This window comes from Cytobacillus solani (assembly GCF_006704205.1).
Taxonomy (GTDB): domain Bacteria; phylum Bacillota; class Bacilli; order Bacillales; family Cytobacillaceae; genus Cytobacillus; species Cytobacillus solani.
In genome coordinates this window covers 2214092-2232230 of sequence record NZ_CP041305.1, presented here as the reverse complement: position 1 = coordinate 2232230, position 18139 = coordinate 2214092, and the positions used below count along the sequence as shown (strand labels likewise).

At 42.8% G+C, this 18139-nt stretch carries 16 protein-coding genes; 3 read left to right on the top strand and 13 right to left on the bottom strand.

The annotated features are described in order from the left end of the window. Window positions 1-64: 64 nt before the first annotated feature. The 6 genes from dprA to FI644_RS11360 all read right to left on the bottom strand — a co-directional run bounded on the left by dprA (window position 65) and on the right by FI644_RS11360 (window position 7978). Complete coding sequence (gene dprA / locus FI644_RS11385) at window positions 65-1129, bottom strand: DNA-processing protein DprA (protein WP_142108331.1); 1065 nt, start codon at window positions 1127-1129, stop codon at window positions 65-67. Next, window positions 1126-2649 (bottom strand): YifB family Mg chelatase-like AAA ATPase, encoded by a 1524-nt coding sequence (locus tag FI644_RS11380; RefSeq protein ID WP_142108330.1) that lies wholly within the window; start codon window positions 2647-2649, stop codon window positions 1126-1128. Before FI644_RS11380 ends, dprA begins: the two co-directional genes overlap by 4 nt. Window positions 2650-3855: 1206 nt before the next feature. Continuing rightward, window positions 3856-5214 carry a M28 family peptidase gene (locus tag FI644_RS11375; protein WP_142108329.1) on the bottom strand — a complete coding sequence of 453 codons (1359 nt, stop codon included), beginning with the start codon at window positions 5212-5214 and terminating at the stop codon, window positions 3856-3858. A 436-nt stretch (window positions 5215-5650) separates the two neighbouring features. Next, complete coding sequence (locus FI644_RS11370; protein ID WP_181758187.1) at window positions 5651-6109, bottom strand: DinB family protein; 459 nt, start codon at window positions 6107-6109, stop codon at window positions 5651-5653. Between the two features lie 137 nt (window positions 6110-6246). Beyond that, window positions 6247-6996, bottom strand: a complete 750-nt coding sequence (locus FI644_RS11365; RefSeq protein WP_142108327.1) for an effector binding domain-containing protein — start codon at window positions 6994-6996, stop codon at window positions 6247-6249. 67 nt (window positions 6997-7063) lie between these two features. After that, entirely contained in the window at window positions 7064-7978 is a 915-nt protein-coding gene (locus FI644_RS11360) for a helix-turn-helix transcriptional regulator (RefSeq protein ID WP_142108326.1), read from the bottom strand. Between the two features lie 643 nt (window positions 7979-8621). On the opposite strand from FI644_RS11360, the gene FI644_RS11355 reads away from it, so the two are divergent. Both FI644_RS11355 and FI644_RS11350 read left to right on the top strand, forming a co-directional pair. Then, window positions 8622-10238 carry an SWIM zinc finger family protein gene (locus FI644_RS11355; protein WP_142108325.1) on the top strand — a complete coding sequence of 539 codons (1617 nt, stop codon included), beginning with the start codon at window positions 8622-8624 and terminating at the stop codon, window positions 10236-10238. Continuing rightward, entirely contained in the window at window positions 10231-13050 is a 2820-nt protein-coding gene (locus tag FI644_RS11350) for a DEAD/DEAH box helicase (RefSeq protein ID WP_053478846.1), read from the top strand. Before FI644_RS11355 ends, FI644_RS11350 begins: the two co-directional genes overlap by 8 nt. Window positions 13051-13761: 711 nt before the next feature. Here FI644_RS11350 and FI644_RS11345 read toward each other — a convergent pair. Next, window positions 13762-13941, bottom strand: a complete 180-nt coding sequence (locus FI644_RS11345; RefSeq protein WP_142108324.1) for a hypothetical protein — start codon at window positions 13939-13941, stop codon at window positions 13762-13764. A gap of 5 nt (window positions 13942-13946) precedes the next feature. Further along, complete coding sequence (locus tag FI644_RS11340) at window positions 13947-14306, bottom strand: single-stranded DNA-binding protein (RefSeq protein ID WP_053478582.1); 360 nt, start codon at window positions 14304-14306, stop codon at window positions 13947-13949. Window positions 14307-14595: 289 nt separating this feature from the next. Here FI644_RS11340 and FI644_RS11335 point away from each other — a divergent pair, with 289 nt between their 5' ends. Further along, window positions 14596-15030 (top strand): YwpF family protein, encoded by a 435-nt coding sequence (locus FI644_RS11335; RefSeq protein ID WP_053478581.1) that lies wholly within the window; start codon window positions 14596-14598, stop codon window positions 15028-15030. A gap of 30 nt (window positions 15031-15060) precedes the next feature. On the opposite strand, the gene FI644_RS11330 is transcribed toward FI644_RS11335, so the two are convergent. The 5 genes from FI644_RS11330 to FI644_RS11310 all read right to left on the bottom strand — a co-directional run bounded on the left by FI644_RS11330 (window position 15061) and on the right by FI644_RS11310 (window position 18082). Next, the gene (locus tag FI644_RS11330; protein WP_053478580.1) at window positions 15061-15363 is read right to left on the bottom strand and encodes a hypothetical protein; all 303 of its coding nucleotides are present in this window, start codon (window positions 15361-15363) and stop codon (window positions 15061-15063) included. A gap of 161 nt (window positions 15364-15524) precedes the next feature. Further along, on the bottom strand, window positions 15525-15947 hold the full coding sequence (gene fabZ, locus FI644_RS11325; protein ID WP_053478579.1) for a 3-hydroxyacyl-ACP dehydratase FabZ: 423 nt from the start codon (window positions 15945-15947) through the stop codon (window positions 15525-15527). 140 nt (window positions 15948-16087) lie between these two features. Beyond that, window positions 16088-16360, bottom strand: coding sequence for a DNA-directed RNA polymerase subunit beta (locus tag FI644_RS11320; RefSeq protein WP_053478578.1), 273 nt, complete (start codon window positions 16358-16360; stop codon window positions 16088-16090). A gap of 24 nt (window positions 16361-16384) precedes the next feature. Continuing rightward, complete coding sequence (locus FI644_RS11315) at window positions 16385-17227, bottom strand: flagellar hook-basal body protein (protein ID WP_053478577.1); 843 nt, start codon at window positions 17225-17227, stop codon at window positions 16385-16387. A gap of 27 nt (window positions 17228-17254) precedes the next feature. After that, window positions 17255-18082: a flagellar hook-basal body protein gene (locus tag FI644_RS11310; RefSeq protein WP_053478576.1), complete on the bottom strand. Its 828-nt coding sequence runs from the start codon at window positions 18080-18082 to the stop codon at window positions 17255-17257. Window positions 18083-18139: the final 57 nt, after the last annotated feature.

Below are 18139 nucleotides of genomic sequence, written 5' to 3'. Positions count from 1 at the left end.
TTTCCCGTCTCATACCGTATGAACTTTCAATTGCATTTAGCAGATTTTTAGTCACATTGAACCCTCACACCAGATAAACCACATTTCCCCTAACGATAATTTTCTTTTCCAGTTCTAATTCGACCAGCTGGTCCATGATTTCGGTGACGTCGAGGTTTATTTGCTTGGATAGTTGCTGAATGGTAGCGGGAGAGTCTGAAAGGAGCTGGAGAATGGGGGATTCGGGGATTACGGTCGCTGGGTGATGTTTGCTGTGTTCTCGTTTTTCTTTGTGTGCTTGCAGGCTTTGAATCCCAAGGTACGGCGGGATCCCGTGAGCAAGGAGACGGTTTGTGCCTATCCCTTCTTGGGAGTCAATCCGGTTGGGAACAGTATAGACAGGTTTATTGTTCTTGATGGCAAAGTCTGCTGTCCAGAGAGCACCGCTTCGTTCACTAGCCTCCACAATGACAAGCTCTGTGGACCAAGCGCTGATTAGAGCATTTCTTGCGAGGAAATATTTAGGGGATGGCAGTGTTCCAGGCGGATACTGCGAGAGAAAGGCACCGCCATTTTCAAGGATTTGCTGATAAAGTATCTTGTGCTCTGGAGGGTAGCAAACATCCGGACCGCAGCCAAGGAAAGCAATTGTGTATCCTCCTTTTCGGCTGCAGGCAATTTGTGCGTAGCTGTCAATTCCTTTAGCAAAGCCACTGATAACAGGAATATTTATCGCTGCTAGTTCCTCTCCTATTTGTTTGGCGATTTTCCTTCCATAGGGCGAGCATCTTCTCGCGCCAACAACTCCAACCGTGGTGTGGAGCGGCTGGAGTTCTCCTTTGTAATAGAGAATAATTGGTGATTGCTTGCTCTCGCGGGCGAATTTTGGGTAGTGTTCACTCGTAAAAGGAAGCAGGCTTACCCCGCTTTTTTCTGCTGTTTTCAAGATATTCTCTGCATCTTTTAGACCCCGGTTTATGAGGATCGATTTCATTGCAGTTTTTGTCATTTTGGACACCACTGTAAGGTCATCCTCAGTTGCTTCAAAAACAGCCTTGGGCGATGGGAAATGCTTGATTATCTGTTTTTGCAGGACGGGTCCTACATGCTTTAATCGACTTAGCCATATCCAATAAATGTCCATCATCATCCTCCTATGAATGTTGTTTCTTTTTCAATATCCCGGCTTAAAAGGCTTTTCTTCAGGTGGTGAATTTGTATTTTCTCCTCCCCCTCTAGATCTGCAATTGTACGTGCGACTTTAATGAATATATGCAGGGATCGGCCGCTATACCGAAAGCGGTGATATACTTGCTGCAGCAATTTTGTACATTCCCTGTCAAGCGGGCAAAATTGATTGATGAGTGCAGGGGTTAGCAGTGCATTGCAGTTAATATCAGGAAGCGCTTCGTATCGTTTCTGTTGAATAGATCTTGCTTTTTCCACTCGGGTTCGAATGTCTGCTGAGCTTATCCCCTCGTCCTCCTCATTAAAAAAGTCAACTGTGCCCACATATTTTTGAATATCCATTCGATCCATAATGGGGCCGGAAAGCTTTTGACGATATTTTATGATTTCGTAGTCTGTACAGCGGCATTTCTCCTGTCCGTAATACCCACATGGGCAAGGGTTCATGGCACCAATAAGCATGAAATTGGCTGGAAATGTGTTTGAGCCCCAAACTCTTGAGATGGTGACTGCATGATCTTCAAGCGGCTGTCTTAGCGAATCCAATGCCTTTTTACTAAACTCGGCGATTTCATCTAAAAACAAGACTCCATTATGAGCAAGGGAAATCTCACCGGGCAATGCATACGTTCCACCGCCGATGAGTGCGTTTGTTGAGGCGTTATGGTGCGGAGATCGAAAGGGGCGCTTCGTGATGAGGCTGCTTTTATCTTTTAGCAAATTGGCTACACTGTATATTTTCATGACTTCGAGTGATTCATTTTCTATCATGTTGGGGAGGATGGTTGGGATCCGCTTGGCAATCATGGACTTGCCGCACCCCGGTGGCCCGACCATGAGAAAGTTATGACCGCCTGCCGCAGAGATACTAATGTAATCAACAAGTGAATGGAGACCTTTTACATCTTTGAAATCAACTGAATATTCATTTGCGCTTGGTGGATTAATTATTTCTATTGCGGGAGGGGGCTGTTTTCCATTGAGGAAATGAATGGCTTCTTTCAGTGTATTACAGCCGATTATTTCTATTCCTTTAATGATCTGGGCTTCCTGTACATTTTCCTTTGCGAGAATTATTCTTTTTAATTGACACTCTTTCGCTTTTACGACCATTGGAAGAATGCCTGAAACAGGGCGAATAAAGCCATTGAGGGATAACTCGCCGATTAGTCCTGTTTTGGAAAGCGAGACTGGATGGATTTGATTCGTTTGGAGTAAAAGGCCTATTGCCATGGGGAGGTCAAAATGGGTGCCGGTCTTTTTCATATCTGATGGTGCTAGGTTGAATACGATTTTTTGCGGCGGGAACTTATAGCCAGCATTTTTGATGGCGGCTTCCAATCGCTCCTTCGCTTCCTTTACAGCTTTGTCGGCGAGACCAACGATGGATACGGTCGGCAAGCCAATAAGTGTGTCGGTTTCGACTTCTATGAGATGTCCTTGGATACCTGTCGTGGTAAAGCTTTGTACGGTTGATGCCATAATTGTATCTCCTTATTTGTATTTTTTCGAATGAACGAGTTCCAACATTATTGCAAAACAAAATAAAGGAAGGTCACTCGTTTCCCCGGGATATTTTTATCCTTTTTTCGTACCTGATGATGAAAGAAATAGATCATACGCTCGATCTTGATCATCTTGGAAAAGTGCCATATTTCTGATTGCCTATGAGATGTCGTACTGGTGAGGAATAGCTGGAGTGTTAGCGGAGGAAGGTATTTCTCTATTATTATACATTATTGATTCTATTAGTTTCTCTTTAAATAAAAAAATATTAATAAAGTTGAGATGCCTGATTGACATACTTTCCACGTACACAATCACACATGCAATATCCATGAGCAACACTAGCCACCGTTCATGAAGAATGAACTAGAAAAAGAGAGTTACATTAAACTTTTTACCAAAGAGCTCACCAATTCGGACACAATTGACTTTGTTTTTTCTTAATTTGTCCGAAGTTGACTCAAGTTCAGACAACTTTAACCTTAAATTCTCCTAATCTGTCTGAAGTTCTCTCAAATTCGGACTCCTTTGCTCTTGAATCCTCCTAACCTGTCCGAACTCATCACAAGTTCGGACTCCTTTGCTCTTGAATTCTCCTAACCTGTCCGATCTCATCCCAAGTTCAGACTCCTTTGCTCTTGAATCCCACCTAACCTGTCTGAAGTCATTCCAAGTTCGGACTTCTTTGCTCTTGAATCCTCCTAACCTGTCCGAACTCATTCCAAGTTCGGACTTCTTTGCTCTTGAGTCCCCCTAACCTGTCCGAACTCATCCCAAGTTCGGACAACTTTAACCTTGAATCCTCTCAACCTGTCCAAACTCATTCCAAGTTCGGACTTCTTTGCTCTTGAATCCTCCTAACCTGTCTGAACTCATCCCAAGTTCGGACTTCTTTGCTCTTGTATCCTCCTAACCTGTCCGATCTCATCCCAAGTTCAGACTTCTTTGCTCTTGAATCCTCTTAACCTGTCCGAAGTTCTCCCAAGTTCGGACAACTTTGCTCTTGAAGCCACCTAACCTGTCCGAACTCCACTCAAGTTCAGACAACTTTAACCTTGAATCCTCCTAACCTGTCCGAAGTCATTCCAAGTTCGGACTTCTTTGCTCTTGAATCCCCCTAACCTGTCCGAACTTCACTCAAATATCCACGGGCGGTGCCTGGCACCGCCCATGAACACTCTATTAATCTACAGCGCGATCTTCAAAATAGTATTTAATGATCCCAGGTGTCTTAGGGTCTGTAATATGGTAAACAGATGAGCCTACGATTTTCGCTACTTGAAGGAGTTTTTTCTTATCAATTTTATCTAGTGTGTCTGTCGGCTGGTGGTACCAAGGCTCGACTGGTGAATGAATAAATAGAGCTGATGGGATTCCTAGGTCATGGAATGGTTGATGGTCGCTTCGGCCAAGCTGTCCATACGGAAGAACCTCATTAAAAAGATGATAGCTTGACGTTGCCCCTAAGTCAGTCACGAGATTTTTCTTGCCGTCAATTGTATACATGATTAATCCGCCAGCTTCGTTATCTCCTCCGGCATCACGGCCGCCAATCATATCCATTTGGAAGTGCGCAACCATTTTTTCAACATCTGCCTTCGGAAGTTTAGACGCATAGTAAGACGAGCCGACTAGCCCTCTTTCCTCAGAACCAAATGTAAGGAAGCGAATTTCTGTATCTGTTTTTTCCTTCGCAAACAGTCTTGCTAATTCAAGGACAGCAGAAACTCCTGATGCATCATCATTCGCACCTGGTCCACCAGGCACTGAATCATGGTGTGCACCAACTGTTACGATTTGTCCTGTATTTTTCTTCTCCGTTGCTGGTTTTGTGGCGATTACATTGTAGGAAGTCTTCTCAATTTTTTCAATGTCTACATCCAAAGTTACGGAAAGCTCTTTAGCCTTCAACTGGTCAACTAGCTTCAGTCCTTCCGCTTTGGTAATAGCAACTGCCGGAATATTTTGCCCCTCTGCAGCTTGTCCGAATGTATTGCCTTCATCCGAATTATTGTACATCAGGACACCGACTGCCCCTTTTTCAAGGACATTCTTAATCTTATCAACGAAAGCGATGTCTCCACGTTCTGCTAATACAATCTTTCCTTTTACATCCCCAACTTCCTCAGGTGTTGCCTTCCCTACATACACTAGTGGAGCAGTTACTTTTCCGCTCGCACTGCCGCTAAATGCGTGAGTGGTTCCACCTAGATCGGTGTCGCCAATTTTCACTTTTACATGATTGGTCTTGAAATCGTAAATTGGAAATGGCTGAATTTCTGTTTTGTAGCCTAGCTTCTTAAATTCTCCCTCTATGTATTTGACGGCTTTAAGCTCTCCTTCTGTTCCAGCTTCCCTAGGTTGCTTAGATAACAATTCAATTGTTTTATACATATTGTCCGCACTGATCTTCTTCAGAAGCTTATTTTCTAATACAACCTCATATTGCGTGCTTGGACTGACAATCGTTGCCGCGTGGACGGTTCCACTGGATAAAACCAAACCCGCTGCTGCAAATAAAGCTACTAATTTACGATTCATCGTATTCCTCCTAGTCATTTTTAATATGACTCTATTATTGATATAATTAAATATTTTGTAAATTGAAATAATAATACAAATCTATCCATTTTTCTGCAGGAAGAGCCACTGTTTTCAGGAAGAATGGGTTTATCTTTTCATATATCTTTCTGTTTGACGAATAGAAATTAGTATAATGAAATAGAAATCCCTGCCTATATACCTATCTAGTTTTTCCAAGTAAAATCATTCTCTTAGTACGAAATGATTAATCGAGTTGAATACTATTTATCAGCATTTTAATAGAATGAGAGATTACGCAAAAAACAACAGGATCTCCCTATTTTCGACATTATTAATGGGGAAAATATTATTTATACTTGTGAGGAGGAAGCTGGCAATAGGAATAAATAGAAAAAGAGAGCCCATGCGTACAGACACGGCTCCAGTTTTTCTATTAAATGACATTTTTTATTTGTTCAAAATGATGATTGTCATGCTCGACCATTCCTTGAAAATAGGCTGCAAGGGATAGCGTAGACTTGCCAATGATTAGCTCCTTGGACCAAAGGTCGTCATTCATCTCTTGTAAAGCAGATAGTAGTGTTTTTCTGGTAGCTGCAAACCGCTCAATCGTTTCTTCTTTTGTTCGCACCCTGCTTTCAGAGGCTGCTTGATCATTGAGCGCTTGAGCATCCGGACCTTTCGGCAAATCGATATCCTTGAAGAAGTATGGCATTCGATCTTTTATAATAAACATATCCCACGGTATCAGATGGCCGATGATTTCCGCAACGCTCCACTTTCCTTCTTTAATTGGTGTTCTCCATTGCTCCTCGGATAATTGTTCTAGCCCTTTTACCCATTGGATGGATTGTTCGTAATGCAATAAGATGTTCTGTTTTTCCAGTTGCAATTGGCATACCTCCTTTCTTATTTTGTCGAAAAATCGATAAACTGGAAATTTCGTAGATATATCCATATTTCATAGATATATTGTTAATTTCGCAGATATTTTACTCATGTTCGCAGATATATTCCTGCTGACCGCGATTATTGTTTTATCGCAATATAGATATCAACTTGAGCCTCAAGCGGGTTTGCACATCTTTCATCATATACTTCGAAATCACCTGTATAGGCTCTTGTAAAGTCAGATTGCTCAAACCATGCCCAAATTTGCTGCCATGCTTTAATGACGATTTGCGCGATAGGTCCTTTTTCGGTTGTGAAGACAACATATTTGGCAGCTGGTATGGTTTTCGCAACGAGTCCCTCAGGCAATGATGAATCCGCACTTCCTTGCAGTCCGATTGTCATACTGTATTCACCATTCACCCCATCAAGGTAGTCAGAATAAAGACCATATGTAATGGCTCCCTCAGGGTTTGGAATTTGCTCATATATTTTTTGCTGATAATACTTCTCCCACATTTGCGGGATTTTTGCGTCCATCGTCATTTCATTGGCATTCGACGTTCTTGACGTCATGCCAATGATGGTAAACGCCTCTTTTTCTATAATGACTGGTTCATTCATCTTACTGTTGCCGCTCCATCTTTTTAATGTTGGCAAGAAGTTCGTCAGAATCGTCCGAGCTTCCTCTTCACTTTTTCCATCCTCTTTCATAAAAGGAACACAAAGATCAATCATGTCCTCAACCGTCATGTTTGGCTGTTTGAATTCGCCCTTTTCATAGCAGTAAACACAATACTCCCTGCTTCTTCCTTCATCCTTCTCCGTACCAAATATTTTTTCCTCATTCATCGGCATTCCACAGCTTTGGCAATAAACAGCATTCATCAAAAACACACCTTTCAATTGTTTGTACTCACTATACCAAGGGAAACCTGACAGCTGTTTGTCATATTTACAAATATTTTTCTAAAATTTCTTTTGCTCGTATTGTTACTATTTCCCTTATATGAAGAGGCTCCAGCACCTCTACCTTATTGCCAAAGCTGAGGATAAATCCGTATAGCCACTCGTCCTCAGGAATGTCAACTTTTATAATCGAAGCACCGTCCTCAATCGCCTCGATGCCGAACATTTCCTCAATCATTAACCGATGTTCAGGTTGAAACGCCAGCATTAGTGCAACCGTATTTTCTGGCGCATTCCATTCCTTGTCCCATGGACGCTCAGTCAAATCTATTTCTCTGCGGACAAACGTAACTTGGCAGCCCTTTACCTCTTTCATCCTGGCAATTTTAAAAAGCCGAAAGGCCTCTCTTAATTGACAATAGCCGTAGACATACCAGGATCTCCCTTTTTCAACAAGTGTATGGGGCTCAACCGTCCGAACGGATTGTTTTCCTCCAGCGTTTCCGTATGTAAAAGTTATACAGGTTGAAGATTCAATTGCCTGTTTGATCGTTGTCATTTTTTCCTTCAAAAATGGAGTTGTCCCCCACGGACTATAATCAATGAAGAGATAATCCGAAGTATTTTTGACCGATTCTTCAGCAATCCCCGTAATTTTTTCAAGAACGGCTTCCGCATGCGGATCCTGGTAAGAGGTAAGCACGCTTTTTAAAGCGATAGAAATGGATGCCAGCTCCCCTTCTGTCAGCACCTGCTTATCCATACGGTACCCCTCTATTAAACTAATTCCTCCATTCACTCCTTGATAACTTACGACAGGAATTCCCGCTTGACTGAGCGTGTCCACATCCCGATAAATGGTCCTTACTGAGACGCCAAAAGCTTTAGCAAACTCCTGTGCTGTTACCTTTTTTCGGTTTATTAAAATCATCGTCATCGTTAAAAGACGGTCTAGTTTCATAGTTTTCTTCCTTTTTAGATAAGATGCTATCAGAAAAAATTCTATATGGATATTGGAAAATCCTTTATTATTTGAGGGTACATGAGGAATTTGGTTCTCAGGCACATTTAGCTTCCTCTTGTTACCGCGAACACTCTCTTTTCTTCTTTCTCGGGCACATGTAGCTTCCTCTTGTTACCGGGAACACTCTCTTTTCTTCTTTCTTGGGCACATGTGGCATCTTCTTGTTACCGCGGACACTCTCTTTGCTACTTTCTCGGGCACATGTGGAATCTTCTTGTTACCGTGGTCACTCTCTTTTCTTCTTTCTCAGGCACATGTGGCATCTTCTTGTTACCGCGAACACTCTCTTTTCTTCTTTCTCGGGCACATGTAGCATCCTCTTGTTACCGCGGTTACTCTCTTTTCTACTTCATCGGGCATCATCACTCTCCTCTGGTTACCGCTTCACACCTATTCTCCCTTCCTCAGGCATCATCGCTCTCCTCTGATTCAATTTCCCCACAGTGATTTCCCACTTCCATACTCCCGTGCGAACCCTCCTAAGAAATGTTATAATTAAGGAATATGCTTTTGTGCCTGATGTCACTCGCGATTCTCCATAACGGAGTGTGACAGAGGCAATCGGTGAGGAGGTTTATCTATGACTGCAATACCTGAGCGTTTCCATGAGCCTTTGCAGTTTGCAGCGAATGAATTGATGGAGTTACTGCGTGCAGAGAATCCCGAGCATGAGCGCCTCATTCAGAAAGGGCTGATGCTGTTTCGGCAGGGGCTCGTTTATCAGCTGCGTTTTGATGGAGATGAAATTACTGCGACGGTGCAGGATGTAACGCCAGCGAAGGTTCAGTTAAACCTTAATTTTATCCAATTAAGTACGTGCTCTTGTCCAGCCGATGAATTTTGCCGCCATCAGCTGGCTGTCTTTTTCCAGCTTCTTTCCCATGCGAGAAGTGTTAGCACTTGGGTGGAGGAATGGCGGAAGCCGCTGCGGGAAAAAAAGATTGCTAAACAGCTGGGCATTCAGAAAGCCAAGGATTTATTGCAGACAGCTGGGCGGCTGAAGCCCAATTATGACAGGTGGATTGCGGCATTCGACGAAAGCTTTCACACGATTTTGGAAGGGAACGGCGAACCAAAGCCATACGTGATTACCGAGCTTTACAAGGTGTATACCCGAAGAATGAAGGCAAATGCCCCCTATGAGCAGGAATGGAAGCTCCTCTATTTCCTTGTCGGACATGTATTTTCTTTTAAAAAGCTGATGGGGTTAAGCATGAAATATGGGCATTCTGCAGAAATGATTCATCGCTATTATAAACAGCTTTTCTATGAAATAGCGGATGATGTAGTCGACGTCATTCACTCCCTTTCCGTTCATTCCCTGCCTTTTGCTTTTGATGATTTCATTGAGAAGCTGAAAGAGGATTCCTCTGGGCTCATTACGGCTGAATTCCCGCTTGAATTTGAACGGATTCACTTGTACCGCATCCTATGGACGAAGTTTTTCAAGAAGAAGGACTGGTGTCAGGAGGAACTTAAGAAATTAAGGGCAGTTGAGGAAAAAAGCCATCCCTTGCTTATCGGTATGATTCATCTTCATTTTCTGCAAAAAGAGGATGACATCATTCTGGAACAATTGGCTCTACCGGATAAATGGATGACCCCATTTATCACATATTGGATTGAGCTCCTCACTGCGCAAAAGGACTGGAAACGGGTCGCGCCTTTTATCGAGGTGTATATTAAAAAATTAAAGGATTATCTGTCTTTACCCAAGGACTATTATGAAAAGATGAGCTATACAAGACATACAATCAAGACGATCCAACCATATTGCATCGAAGCAAACCGGCAGGATCTTTATGAAAAAGCCTTGATGGAAATGCTGCCATACAGCTATAACGAATATGAATATCTTCTTTTTGACAATGAGGCATTTGATCGCTGGACCGATTTACAAGCCTATATGGGTCTTGATATCGATAGGCTGCAAAGCGATCGGCTCAAAGCACTTGAAAAGCAGCATCCTCACTTGCTTTTGCCGCTCTATCATCAATCTGTACAAGATCATATTGCACAAAAAGGCAGAGATAATTACCGCCAAGCAGTCCGAAAGATGAAAAAGCTCCGCACCTTGTACAAAAAGTTAAAGCGGCAGGACGACTGGGCGTACTACTTGGAAGCACTGCTTGAAAAAACGAAACGACTACGCGCCTTTCAAGAAGAATGTAAAAGGGGTAAGCTGATTGATGCTTAAAACTAGACATATAACCATTGCCGTACGGAATATCAACACAGATCTCTATTATCTATCTGCCCAAAATGAAGAGGGGCAGTTCCTTGCACCTGAAGCTTGGATTCGGCTTCTCTTTCATCATCATGAAGAAAGCTTCTATGGAACGCTTTTTAATGAGAAGGAAATTGTTGACGGAAAAGACCTTCCCATCAACGGCTGGCAGCTTGTTACCTTGTTTGCCCGGGAGCAGTTCAATCAATTGATTGAGTGGGACTGGGATGAGATGGCGCAAATTTGCTTAGCCGCGGCACTGCCGATTTATGAAGCCATCACTGAAAAAGAATGGATTCCGGATTTTGCTTCTTGGGAAAAGGAAGAATTTCGCTGGGCATTGCCTGATCGGGTGATGAATGAATTCGCATCCTCCTTCTGGGAGCAAATCATTGATGAAACGCCCGTTAAAGACTTTATCCAGAATTGGTATCATCATTCATTGGATGCCTATTTGGAGCGAAAAAGCGAGACGAGGGCTGTCTTCGGTGAAAAACTTAAGGCACTTCGAAATGATCAGCTCTCCCCTCGTGATCTTGCTGCCTATTTTGACGAGGAAAGCTGGCAGGAATGGATTGGCCTCAAGGAAAGCGATGTACCTTTTACTATCGGGCTCAAATTAGAAGAGCCTGCGGAAATATATGACCAATGGGACCTCAGCATTTTCCTTCGCGGAAAAAAACAGCCTGATTTGCTTGTTGATCGGAATGACTATGCCAACTACCCGCGTGGCTGGAAGAAACATGAGGAAGCGATTGAAAAAGAACTGCAGCGCTGGATCAGCGTATTCCCTTGGCTTGCCGGTGAAAAAGGGCTTGCCAGCAGGCTAACAGAAGAGGAAGCATGGACATTTTTAACAGAAGCGAGTGAAACCCTGCTCTCCCTTGGCGTTGAAATCCTATTGCCATCCTGGTGGCAAGCGATGCAAAATGCCAGTCTGAAAGTAAAAGCACGGGTAAAAGGCCAATCGAACCATCGTCCATCCTTCGTGGGCCTCCAAGCAATGCTTGATTATGACTGGCGCATTTCCATGAACGGAGTAGACCTGTCAGAGGATGAATTCAACAGTATGGTTGAAGAAAAGCGTCGTCTTGTCTATATTCGCGGGCGCTGGATTAAGCTTGACCCCAATTTTGTGCGGCAAATTCAAGATTTAATGAAAAAAGCAGAAAAGGAAGGCCTGCATGTACGCGATTTAATCGAACAGGAGCTCCTTCAGGATGAAGAGGCCGAAACGGATGAACTCGAAAACCCGCAAGCCTTCGCGAAAATTCAAATCGAACTGAATCGTCAATGGAAGCAAATGGTGAAGCAGCTTCGCGACATAAAGGACATTCCGCTTGAGGAAGCACCCGCTGATTTCCAAGGCGATCTCCGTCCCTATCAGAAGCTCGGCATGAGCTGGCTCTTCTTTTTGCGGAAGTACGGGTTTGGCGCCTGTTTGGCAGATGATATGGGGCTTGGGAAAACGATTCAGCTGATCAGTTATCTTTTAAAGGTAAAAGAGACGGAAACAGACAGCGGTCCTGCGCTAATTATTTGCCCCACTTCGGTATTGGGCAACTGGCAAAAAGAGATTGAACGTTTTGCACCTAATCTGAACGTCTATCTCCATTATGGCGGGAATCGGCTAAAAGAAGAGGTATTTTCTAAACAAGTAATGGCCTCGGATGTCGTTCTCACCTCCTATGGGCTAACCCATCTAGATGTGGAGGATTTCGAACGCATCGAATGGAGCTCGATTAGCATCGATGAGGCGCAGAACATCAAGAATGCTCAGACGAAGCAGTCCAGAGCAGTAAGGAAATTAAAGGGGAAACATCATATTGCCCTAACCGGCACACCGATGGAAAATCGCCTGTCCGAGCTATGGTCCATTTTCGACTTTACAAACCACGGCTATCTTGGCAGCCTCGGCCAATTCCAAAAGCGCTTCGTTCTGCCCATTGAAAAGGACGATGATGTAGAGAAGGTTCAGCAGCTTCAGGCTTTCATTCGTCCCTTCCTGCTTCGCCGGACGAAAAAGGATGAAGAGGTTGCACTCAATCTGCCTGATAAACTTGAGCAGAAGGAGTATTGTCCGTTAACACCTGAGCAAGCCTCCTTGTATGAGCAGCTTGTGAAGGACACCTTTGCACAGATTGAGCAGTTGTCTGCCTTTGAGCGCAGGGGATTGATTCTGCAAATGCTGAGCCGCTTGAAGCAGCTTTGCAACCACCCGGCCCTCTACTTAAAAGAGGAGAGACCAGCGAATATGATTGCACGCTCAGCAAAACTTGAAAAGCTGAGTGAACTGCTTGATTCTGTCCTTGAACAAGGAGAAAGCTGTCTCATTTTCACGCAATATATTGAAATGGGCAACATCATCCGCAACATGGTGAAGAAGAAATTCGGAGTGGATGTTCCATTCTTGAATGGCAGTGTGCCGAAAAATGAACGGGATCGGATGATTGCTCAGTTCCAGGAGCACCAATTTCCTATCTTCCTTTTATCATTGAAGGCTGGAGGAACCGGCTTGAATTTAACCGCCGCCAATCACGTGATCCACTATGATCGCTGGTGGAATCCTGCCGTTGAAAATCAAGCAACAGACAGAGCCTACCGCATTGGGCAAAAACGCTTTGTTCATGTCCATAAGATGATCTGTACAGGCACACTCGAGGAAAAAATTGATGCCATGCTTGAGAAAAAACAATCCTTGAACGACCAAATCATCCAAAGTGAAAGCTGGATTACCGAGCTTTCTACGGATGAACTGCGAGATCTTGTCTATTTATCATAATGCTTAGCCACTAAACATTGTTTTAGTGGCTATTTTTAAGGGCGGTAAGAAATGAGGAGTATTGGTTACCGTAAATGAGTAAATATCGGATTTGCGGTCACCAATGAGGGCTTTTCGTTTCCGTGAAAGGGAAAATTTCGGATTTGCGGTCACCAATAACGGCCTTTGGTTACCATGAAAGGGAAAATTTCGGATTTGCGGTCACCAATGACGGCCTTTGGTTACCATGAAAGGGAAAATTTCGGATTTGCGGTCACCAATGACGGCCTTTGGTTACCATGAAAGGGAAAATTTCGGATTTGCGGTCACCAATGACGGCCTTTGGTTACCATGAAAGGGAAAATTTCGGATTTGCGGTCACCAATGACGGCCTTTGGTTACCATGAAAGAGAAAATATCGGATTTGCGGTCACCAATGACGGCCTTTGGTTACCATGAAAGTGAAAATTTTGGCTTTGCGGTCACCAATGACGGCCTTTGGTTACCATGAAAGTGAAAATTTCGGATTTGCGGTCACCAATAAATAAAGATCTTTGATGCTCGGCGATAGAGAAAAAATCAACAAAGACGGTACCCCACCTCACCCTCCTATTAAATGAAAAAGTCCGGCACATTTGTACCGGAAAGAATGAGGGAATTCGAGGAGTTGAATTGAATTTTTATATAGAGGGTATTGGGAATAGAAAATTACGGTGAACATTTTTGAGAAGTTTAGTTAGTAAATGCTGCATGCACCTCCTTTATTGGCTCTGATTTGTCATCCTGTAAAACGGATTCATGGATAATTTCCTCCAGCTGTTCGACGCGACTAGTTAAATCATTGACTCTTTTATTTGATTTTCCAAGCATTGTAATGAGGGCTTCCACTAAGCATTCGATTTCCTTTTCCAAGAATGCTACACCTCTCTCCCTGCTGGTGCATACGCTTCATCCGGCTTTTTTTGATCAAGAAACTTGACACTATCTGCCCATACTTCAGTTACGTAGACTCGTTTACCTGCTTGATTTTCATAATGACTTGTCTGTATTCTGCCGGTAATTCCAACTAGGGAGCCTTTTCGGCAGTATCTTGAGGTATTCTCTGCTACCTTTCTCCAAAGTGTGCATTGAACAAAGTCTGCATCAATTTCCCCTTGCTGATTTCGATAATGACGATTAACAGCAAGGGTCACATTTGTAACGGGGGTTCCTTCCGCTGTCCGTTTCAGCTCGGGGTCCTTGGTTAACCTGCCAACGAGTGTTACTTGATTAATCATCTGCCCATTCTCCTTTCTATAAAGTTAGCCCTATCATAACCGCTATGCGATACACGCGTAAAAGCACGAAAATACAATTTTGACTGGGGAAGAAACACAGAAACACCTCTTTTAGGTATATATACCTATATCCTGGCATTTATTATCAGTTATAACCTTATTTCGATTATTTCCGACTATATTTTTCGACATGGATGCGGTTTCCGTTTCTATCTTCAGCTATGTTATAATTTGGGTATGAGTTAGTTGAGGGTGTCCGTAAAAACGAGTCTGAAACAGGAGGAAGAGGATGAAAACATTTAAGCTGATCTCGCTGCAGATAGTCGAGGATGACCAATTGGTAGATATCGAGCTAGAAGATGGGTTAATCATTAGTCAAGAAAATACTCAAAGCACTTGGCTGATTGAGGCCTATATCAACATTTCGTATGATGACTATTTCCAGAAGCTTGCCAAACAGGACGAGGATTTGATTGTTCAAGTCGTTATTACGAAAAAAGAAAACAGCCCAGCTGCCTTTCAAACAAAAATTGTTACGATCAAACACATCGAAGATCATATAAGCATTCTTCTAAAGGGACATTTAAAGAAAACAAATTATGACTATGCAGAAATTGTTTTGAAGAAATTAATTACCCAGGGACTTTCTGGGGAAAAGCTTCTTAATGAGTTTAATCAAATGATGCATAGCAAGCCAAAATTGACACTAGCTAAAGAGAAATAAAAAAGGACAGGTCTCCCCTGTCCCTTTTTATTATCTGTCTTTGTTATCTTTATCATTTTGATCTAAATTATCTTCAATTAAATCTTCACCAGGTTCATTATTATCTTGCATGATGTCCCCATCATTATCTGTGTTTACATCATTATTATCATTGTTTAAGCCATTGTCATTATTTAAATTTGTATCCGTGCCGTTTCCATTGTTGTCATTGACTCCTGGCTCATTGATATTGTTATCCTCTGGAGGCGGCTCTTGGTCGTTGTTCGCACAACCTGTTAGCAGCATTGCCGTAAGCAGGGATCCTCCAATAATGCTTAATAACTTTTTATTCATGAGAAAAACTCCTTCCTTACATGTTTTTTGGTGACCTCTTTTATAGTGGTCTTCTGTTAATGTTCCCAAAATACGCAGCAACTTGCATAAAAAATAAAGCCAGCCCTTTGATAGGCCGGCTTTATCTCATGGTATATTCTGGTTTTTCTTAGGTTCAATCATTATTTTAATGCAAATGTAATTTCCGCTTCACAGACGAGTTCTCCGTCAACTGTAGCGACAGCCTTCCCTTTGCCGATTGGCCCTTTTACACGAATGATTTCAACTTCTAAACGCAGCTGATCACCAGGGACAACTTGTCTTTTAAATCTGCATTTATCAATCCCGCCTAAAAAACCAAGACGGCCACGGTTTTCTTCTTTAAGCAGCATAGCAACAGCGCCAACCTGTGCCAACGCCTCAACAATAAGCACACCTGGCATAACAGGATACTCCGGAAAGTGGCCGTTGAAAAATTCCTCATTAGCCGTCACATTTTTGATTCCAATCGCTTTCTGGCCTTCCTCTACCTCAAGAATCTTATCAACAAGCAAAAAAGGATAGCGATGGGGAATGATTTCTTTAATTTGCTTAATATCCAGCATTTTAGTACCTCCTACTAGTAATAGGTTATATCTTATTTTCATTTTACTAAAAAAAACCGTGTATGTATAGGCTGGAGGGTCCTGGCTGTTATGATTCACATAAAAAAAGAGAGGCACCATGCCCCTCACCTAGTTTTCCTTTATTCTTTTTCAATTAAATCAACAATATGCGTCCACGTTGATTTCTTAAATATATCCTTTGCTTCGCCATTCCCAATAACACCGTATCCGACGGCCGCACCAGCAATGAGACTTAGGAAAATTAAAGCCGCAACAATGATAATCCGCAGCCAGATCGGTAGAATACGCACTCGTATACGACGTCTGCGCACTTTCGCCGGTTGGGGGTTACTCTCTTTTTTAAACTGCTCACGCGTTTTCGCTGCTTCTTGATTATTGTTGTTTATCGACATTTTGTTTTTCCCCTTTATCGCAGATTAACGAATTCCGTTCACTAATCCCATCATTTGATCTGCAATTGAAACGGATCTAGACTGGAATTGATAGGCGCGCTGGAGGTTAATGAGATCGGTCATTTCTCTGGACATATCTACATTTGACTGTTCCAGTGCACGTTGCTGAATTGAGACTTGATTACGCATCGGACCGTTCAGCTCAGTCAAGATTTCATTCACAGGTACATTTAATTCAGCCATATTTTCTGGCAGACCCAGAAGATTGCCGCCTTTTTGCTCAAGGAATTGCGGTTTATTCACTTGAACGACACCAAGATTGAATTCACTCGTCCCGCCATTTTCCATTTTCGCAATCAAACGCCCATTTGTCGTTATTTCGTAATCATTTACTTGTCCGTTGATCGTAATCGGATTATTATTTTCATCCAAAACCGGATAGCCATTCCCCGTTACAAGCATGGTTTCCGTATCTGACAGCGGCGTCAGGTAGAAAGCACCATCACGCGTATAGCGAATCGCCGAACCGTTTTCACTTTGCTCGAGCACACGGAAATATTGGCCTTCCTTTGTGAATGCCGCATCAAGCGCACGGTCGGTATTTTTGATGCTTCCTTGCGACATGACTATTTTTGATTGAGCAAGCTTTGCCCCAACCCCTTGTCTGATCCCATTTGGCGTCAAACGGTTTCCTTCTGCATTCGCATTATGCTGATTATTAAATTGCTGAAACAAAAGATCGGTAAAGCTTGCCTCTCTGCGCTTATAGCCAGTTGTATCAATGTTTGCCATATTATTGCTGACAATATCCATCTGCTTCTGCAATTGAGAAAGCGTATTCGTCGCTGTAATCATTGTTCTATTCATTGCACTTCCTCCTTTCCACTAGTCAAATTAGCCGATTCTGCCTACTTCATTTGCGGCTTTCTCCATACTTTTATCATATGCTTGCAAAACCTTTTGATTAGCTTCAAAGGCACGGTAAGCAGTCATCATATCTGTCATCGTTCTGCTCACATCCACATTGGAACGCTCGATAAAGCCTTGCTGCAGCTTAAATTGTGCGTTAGGCTCATTATAAGCATTCGCTAAGGCATTTCCATCCTCCGTTTGATACAGCCCGTCTCCAAGCTTGATCAGACGGTTTGCATCAGCCGAAAATCCAATGCCAAGTCTTGCTGTTACGCCGCCCTCACCAGAAAGCACACCATTTTCATTGACTGTGAACTGATCACTTGTTAGCTGGATTGGGTTTCCAGCGTCATTTAACACTTGCAAGCCGCTTGCAGTCGTTAAAAAGCCTTGCCCATCTACAGTAAAGTTTCCATTTCTTGTATACTGTGTTTCCCCATTTGGACCAGCAACGGAAAAAAATACAGAGCCATTCTCAGGCATAAAGACGTCTAAAAGCGCCATATCTGTCCCAAGTCCTGTTTCCTTTAAATCCCCCTGCTTAAATGCAGGAATCGCCTCCTGCATGTAGACACCAGTACTAAGAGAGCCAATTCTTTTATTAAAAGGAAGATTGAGCCCTTTTTGAGTTGGAATATTAACGCCTTGATCATCCATCCGCTGCAAAAGCATTTCAGGAAATGCTCTTAATGATGATTGATCTTCTTTAAAGCCAGGTGTATTGGCATTTGCCATATTATTCGTCAACATTTCCGTCCTTCTTTGCTGTGCAAGCATCCCAGACGCAACGGTATAAAAACCTCTGAACATAAATGTTCACCTCATTATATTAATCGATTAAATATGTAAATGAATCGCCTATTCGCA

What these genes read in the sequence shown, in the direction of transcription:
- FI644_RS11365 (WP_142108327.1), bottom strand. Translation starts at nt 6,996, where the DNA reads ATGAATGCTGTTTATTGCCAAAGCTGTGGAATGCCGATGAATGAGGAA.
- FI644_RS11335 (WP_053478581.1), top strand. Translation starts at nt 14,596, where the DNA reads ATGAAAACATTTAAGCTGATCTCGCTGCAGATAGTCGAGGATGACCAA.
- FI644_RS11320 (WP_053478578.1), bottom strand. Translation starts at nt 16,360, where the DNA reads ATGTCGATAAACAACAATAATCAAGAAGCAGCGAAAACGCGTGAGCAG.
- FI644_RS11340 (WP_053478582.1), bottom strand. Translation starts at nt 14,306, where the DNA reads ATGATTAATCAAGTAACACTCGTTGGCAGGTTAACCAAGGACCCCGAG.
- FI644_RS11310 (WP_053478576.1), bottom strand. Translation starts at nt 18,082, where the DNA reads ATGTTCAGAGGTTTTTATACCGTTGCGTCTGGGATGCTTGCACAGCAA.
- dprA (WP_142108331.1), bottom strand. Translation starts at nt 1,129, where the DNA reads ATGATGATGGACATTTATTGGATATGGCTAAGTCGATTAAAGCATGTA.
- fabZ (WP_053478579.1), bottom strand. Translation starts at nt 15,947, where the DNA reads ATGCTGGATATTAAGCAAATTAAAGAAATCATTCCCCATCGCTATCCT.
- FI644_RS11375 (WP_142108329.1), bottom strand. Translation starts at nt 5,214, where the DNA reads ATGAATCGTAAATTAGTAGCTTTATTTGCAGCAGCGGGTTTGGTTTTA.
- FI644_RS11380 (WP_142108330.1), bottom strand. Translation starts at nt 2,649, where the DNA reads ATGGCATCAACCGTACAAAGCTTTACCACGACAGGTATCCAAGGACAT.
- FI644_RS11355 (WP_142108325.1), top strand. Translation starts at nt 8,622, where the DNA reads ATGACTGCAATACCTGAGCGTTTCCATGAGCCTTTGCAGTTTGCAGCG.
- FI644_RS11315 (WP_053478577.1), bottom strand. Translation starts at nt 17,227, where the DNA reads ATGAATAGAACAATGATTACAGCGACGAATACGCTTTCTCAATTGCAG.
- FI644_RS11360 (WP_142108326.1), bottom strand. Translation starts at nt 7,978, where the DNA reads ATGAAACTAGACCGTCTTTTAACGATGACGATGATTTTAATAAACCGA.
- FI644_RS11350 (WP_053478846.1), top strand. Translation starts at nt 10,231, where the DNA reads ATGCTTAAAACTAGACATATAACCATTGCCGTACGGAATATCAACACA.
- FI644_RS11330 (WP_053478580.1), bottom strand. Translation starts at nt 15,363, where the DNA reads ATGAATAAAAAGTTATTAAGCATTATTGGAGGATCCCTGCTTACGGCA.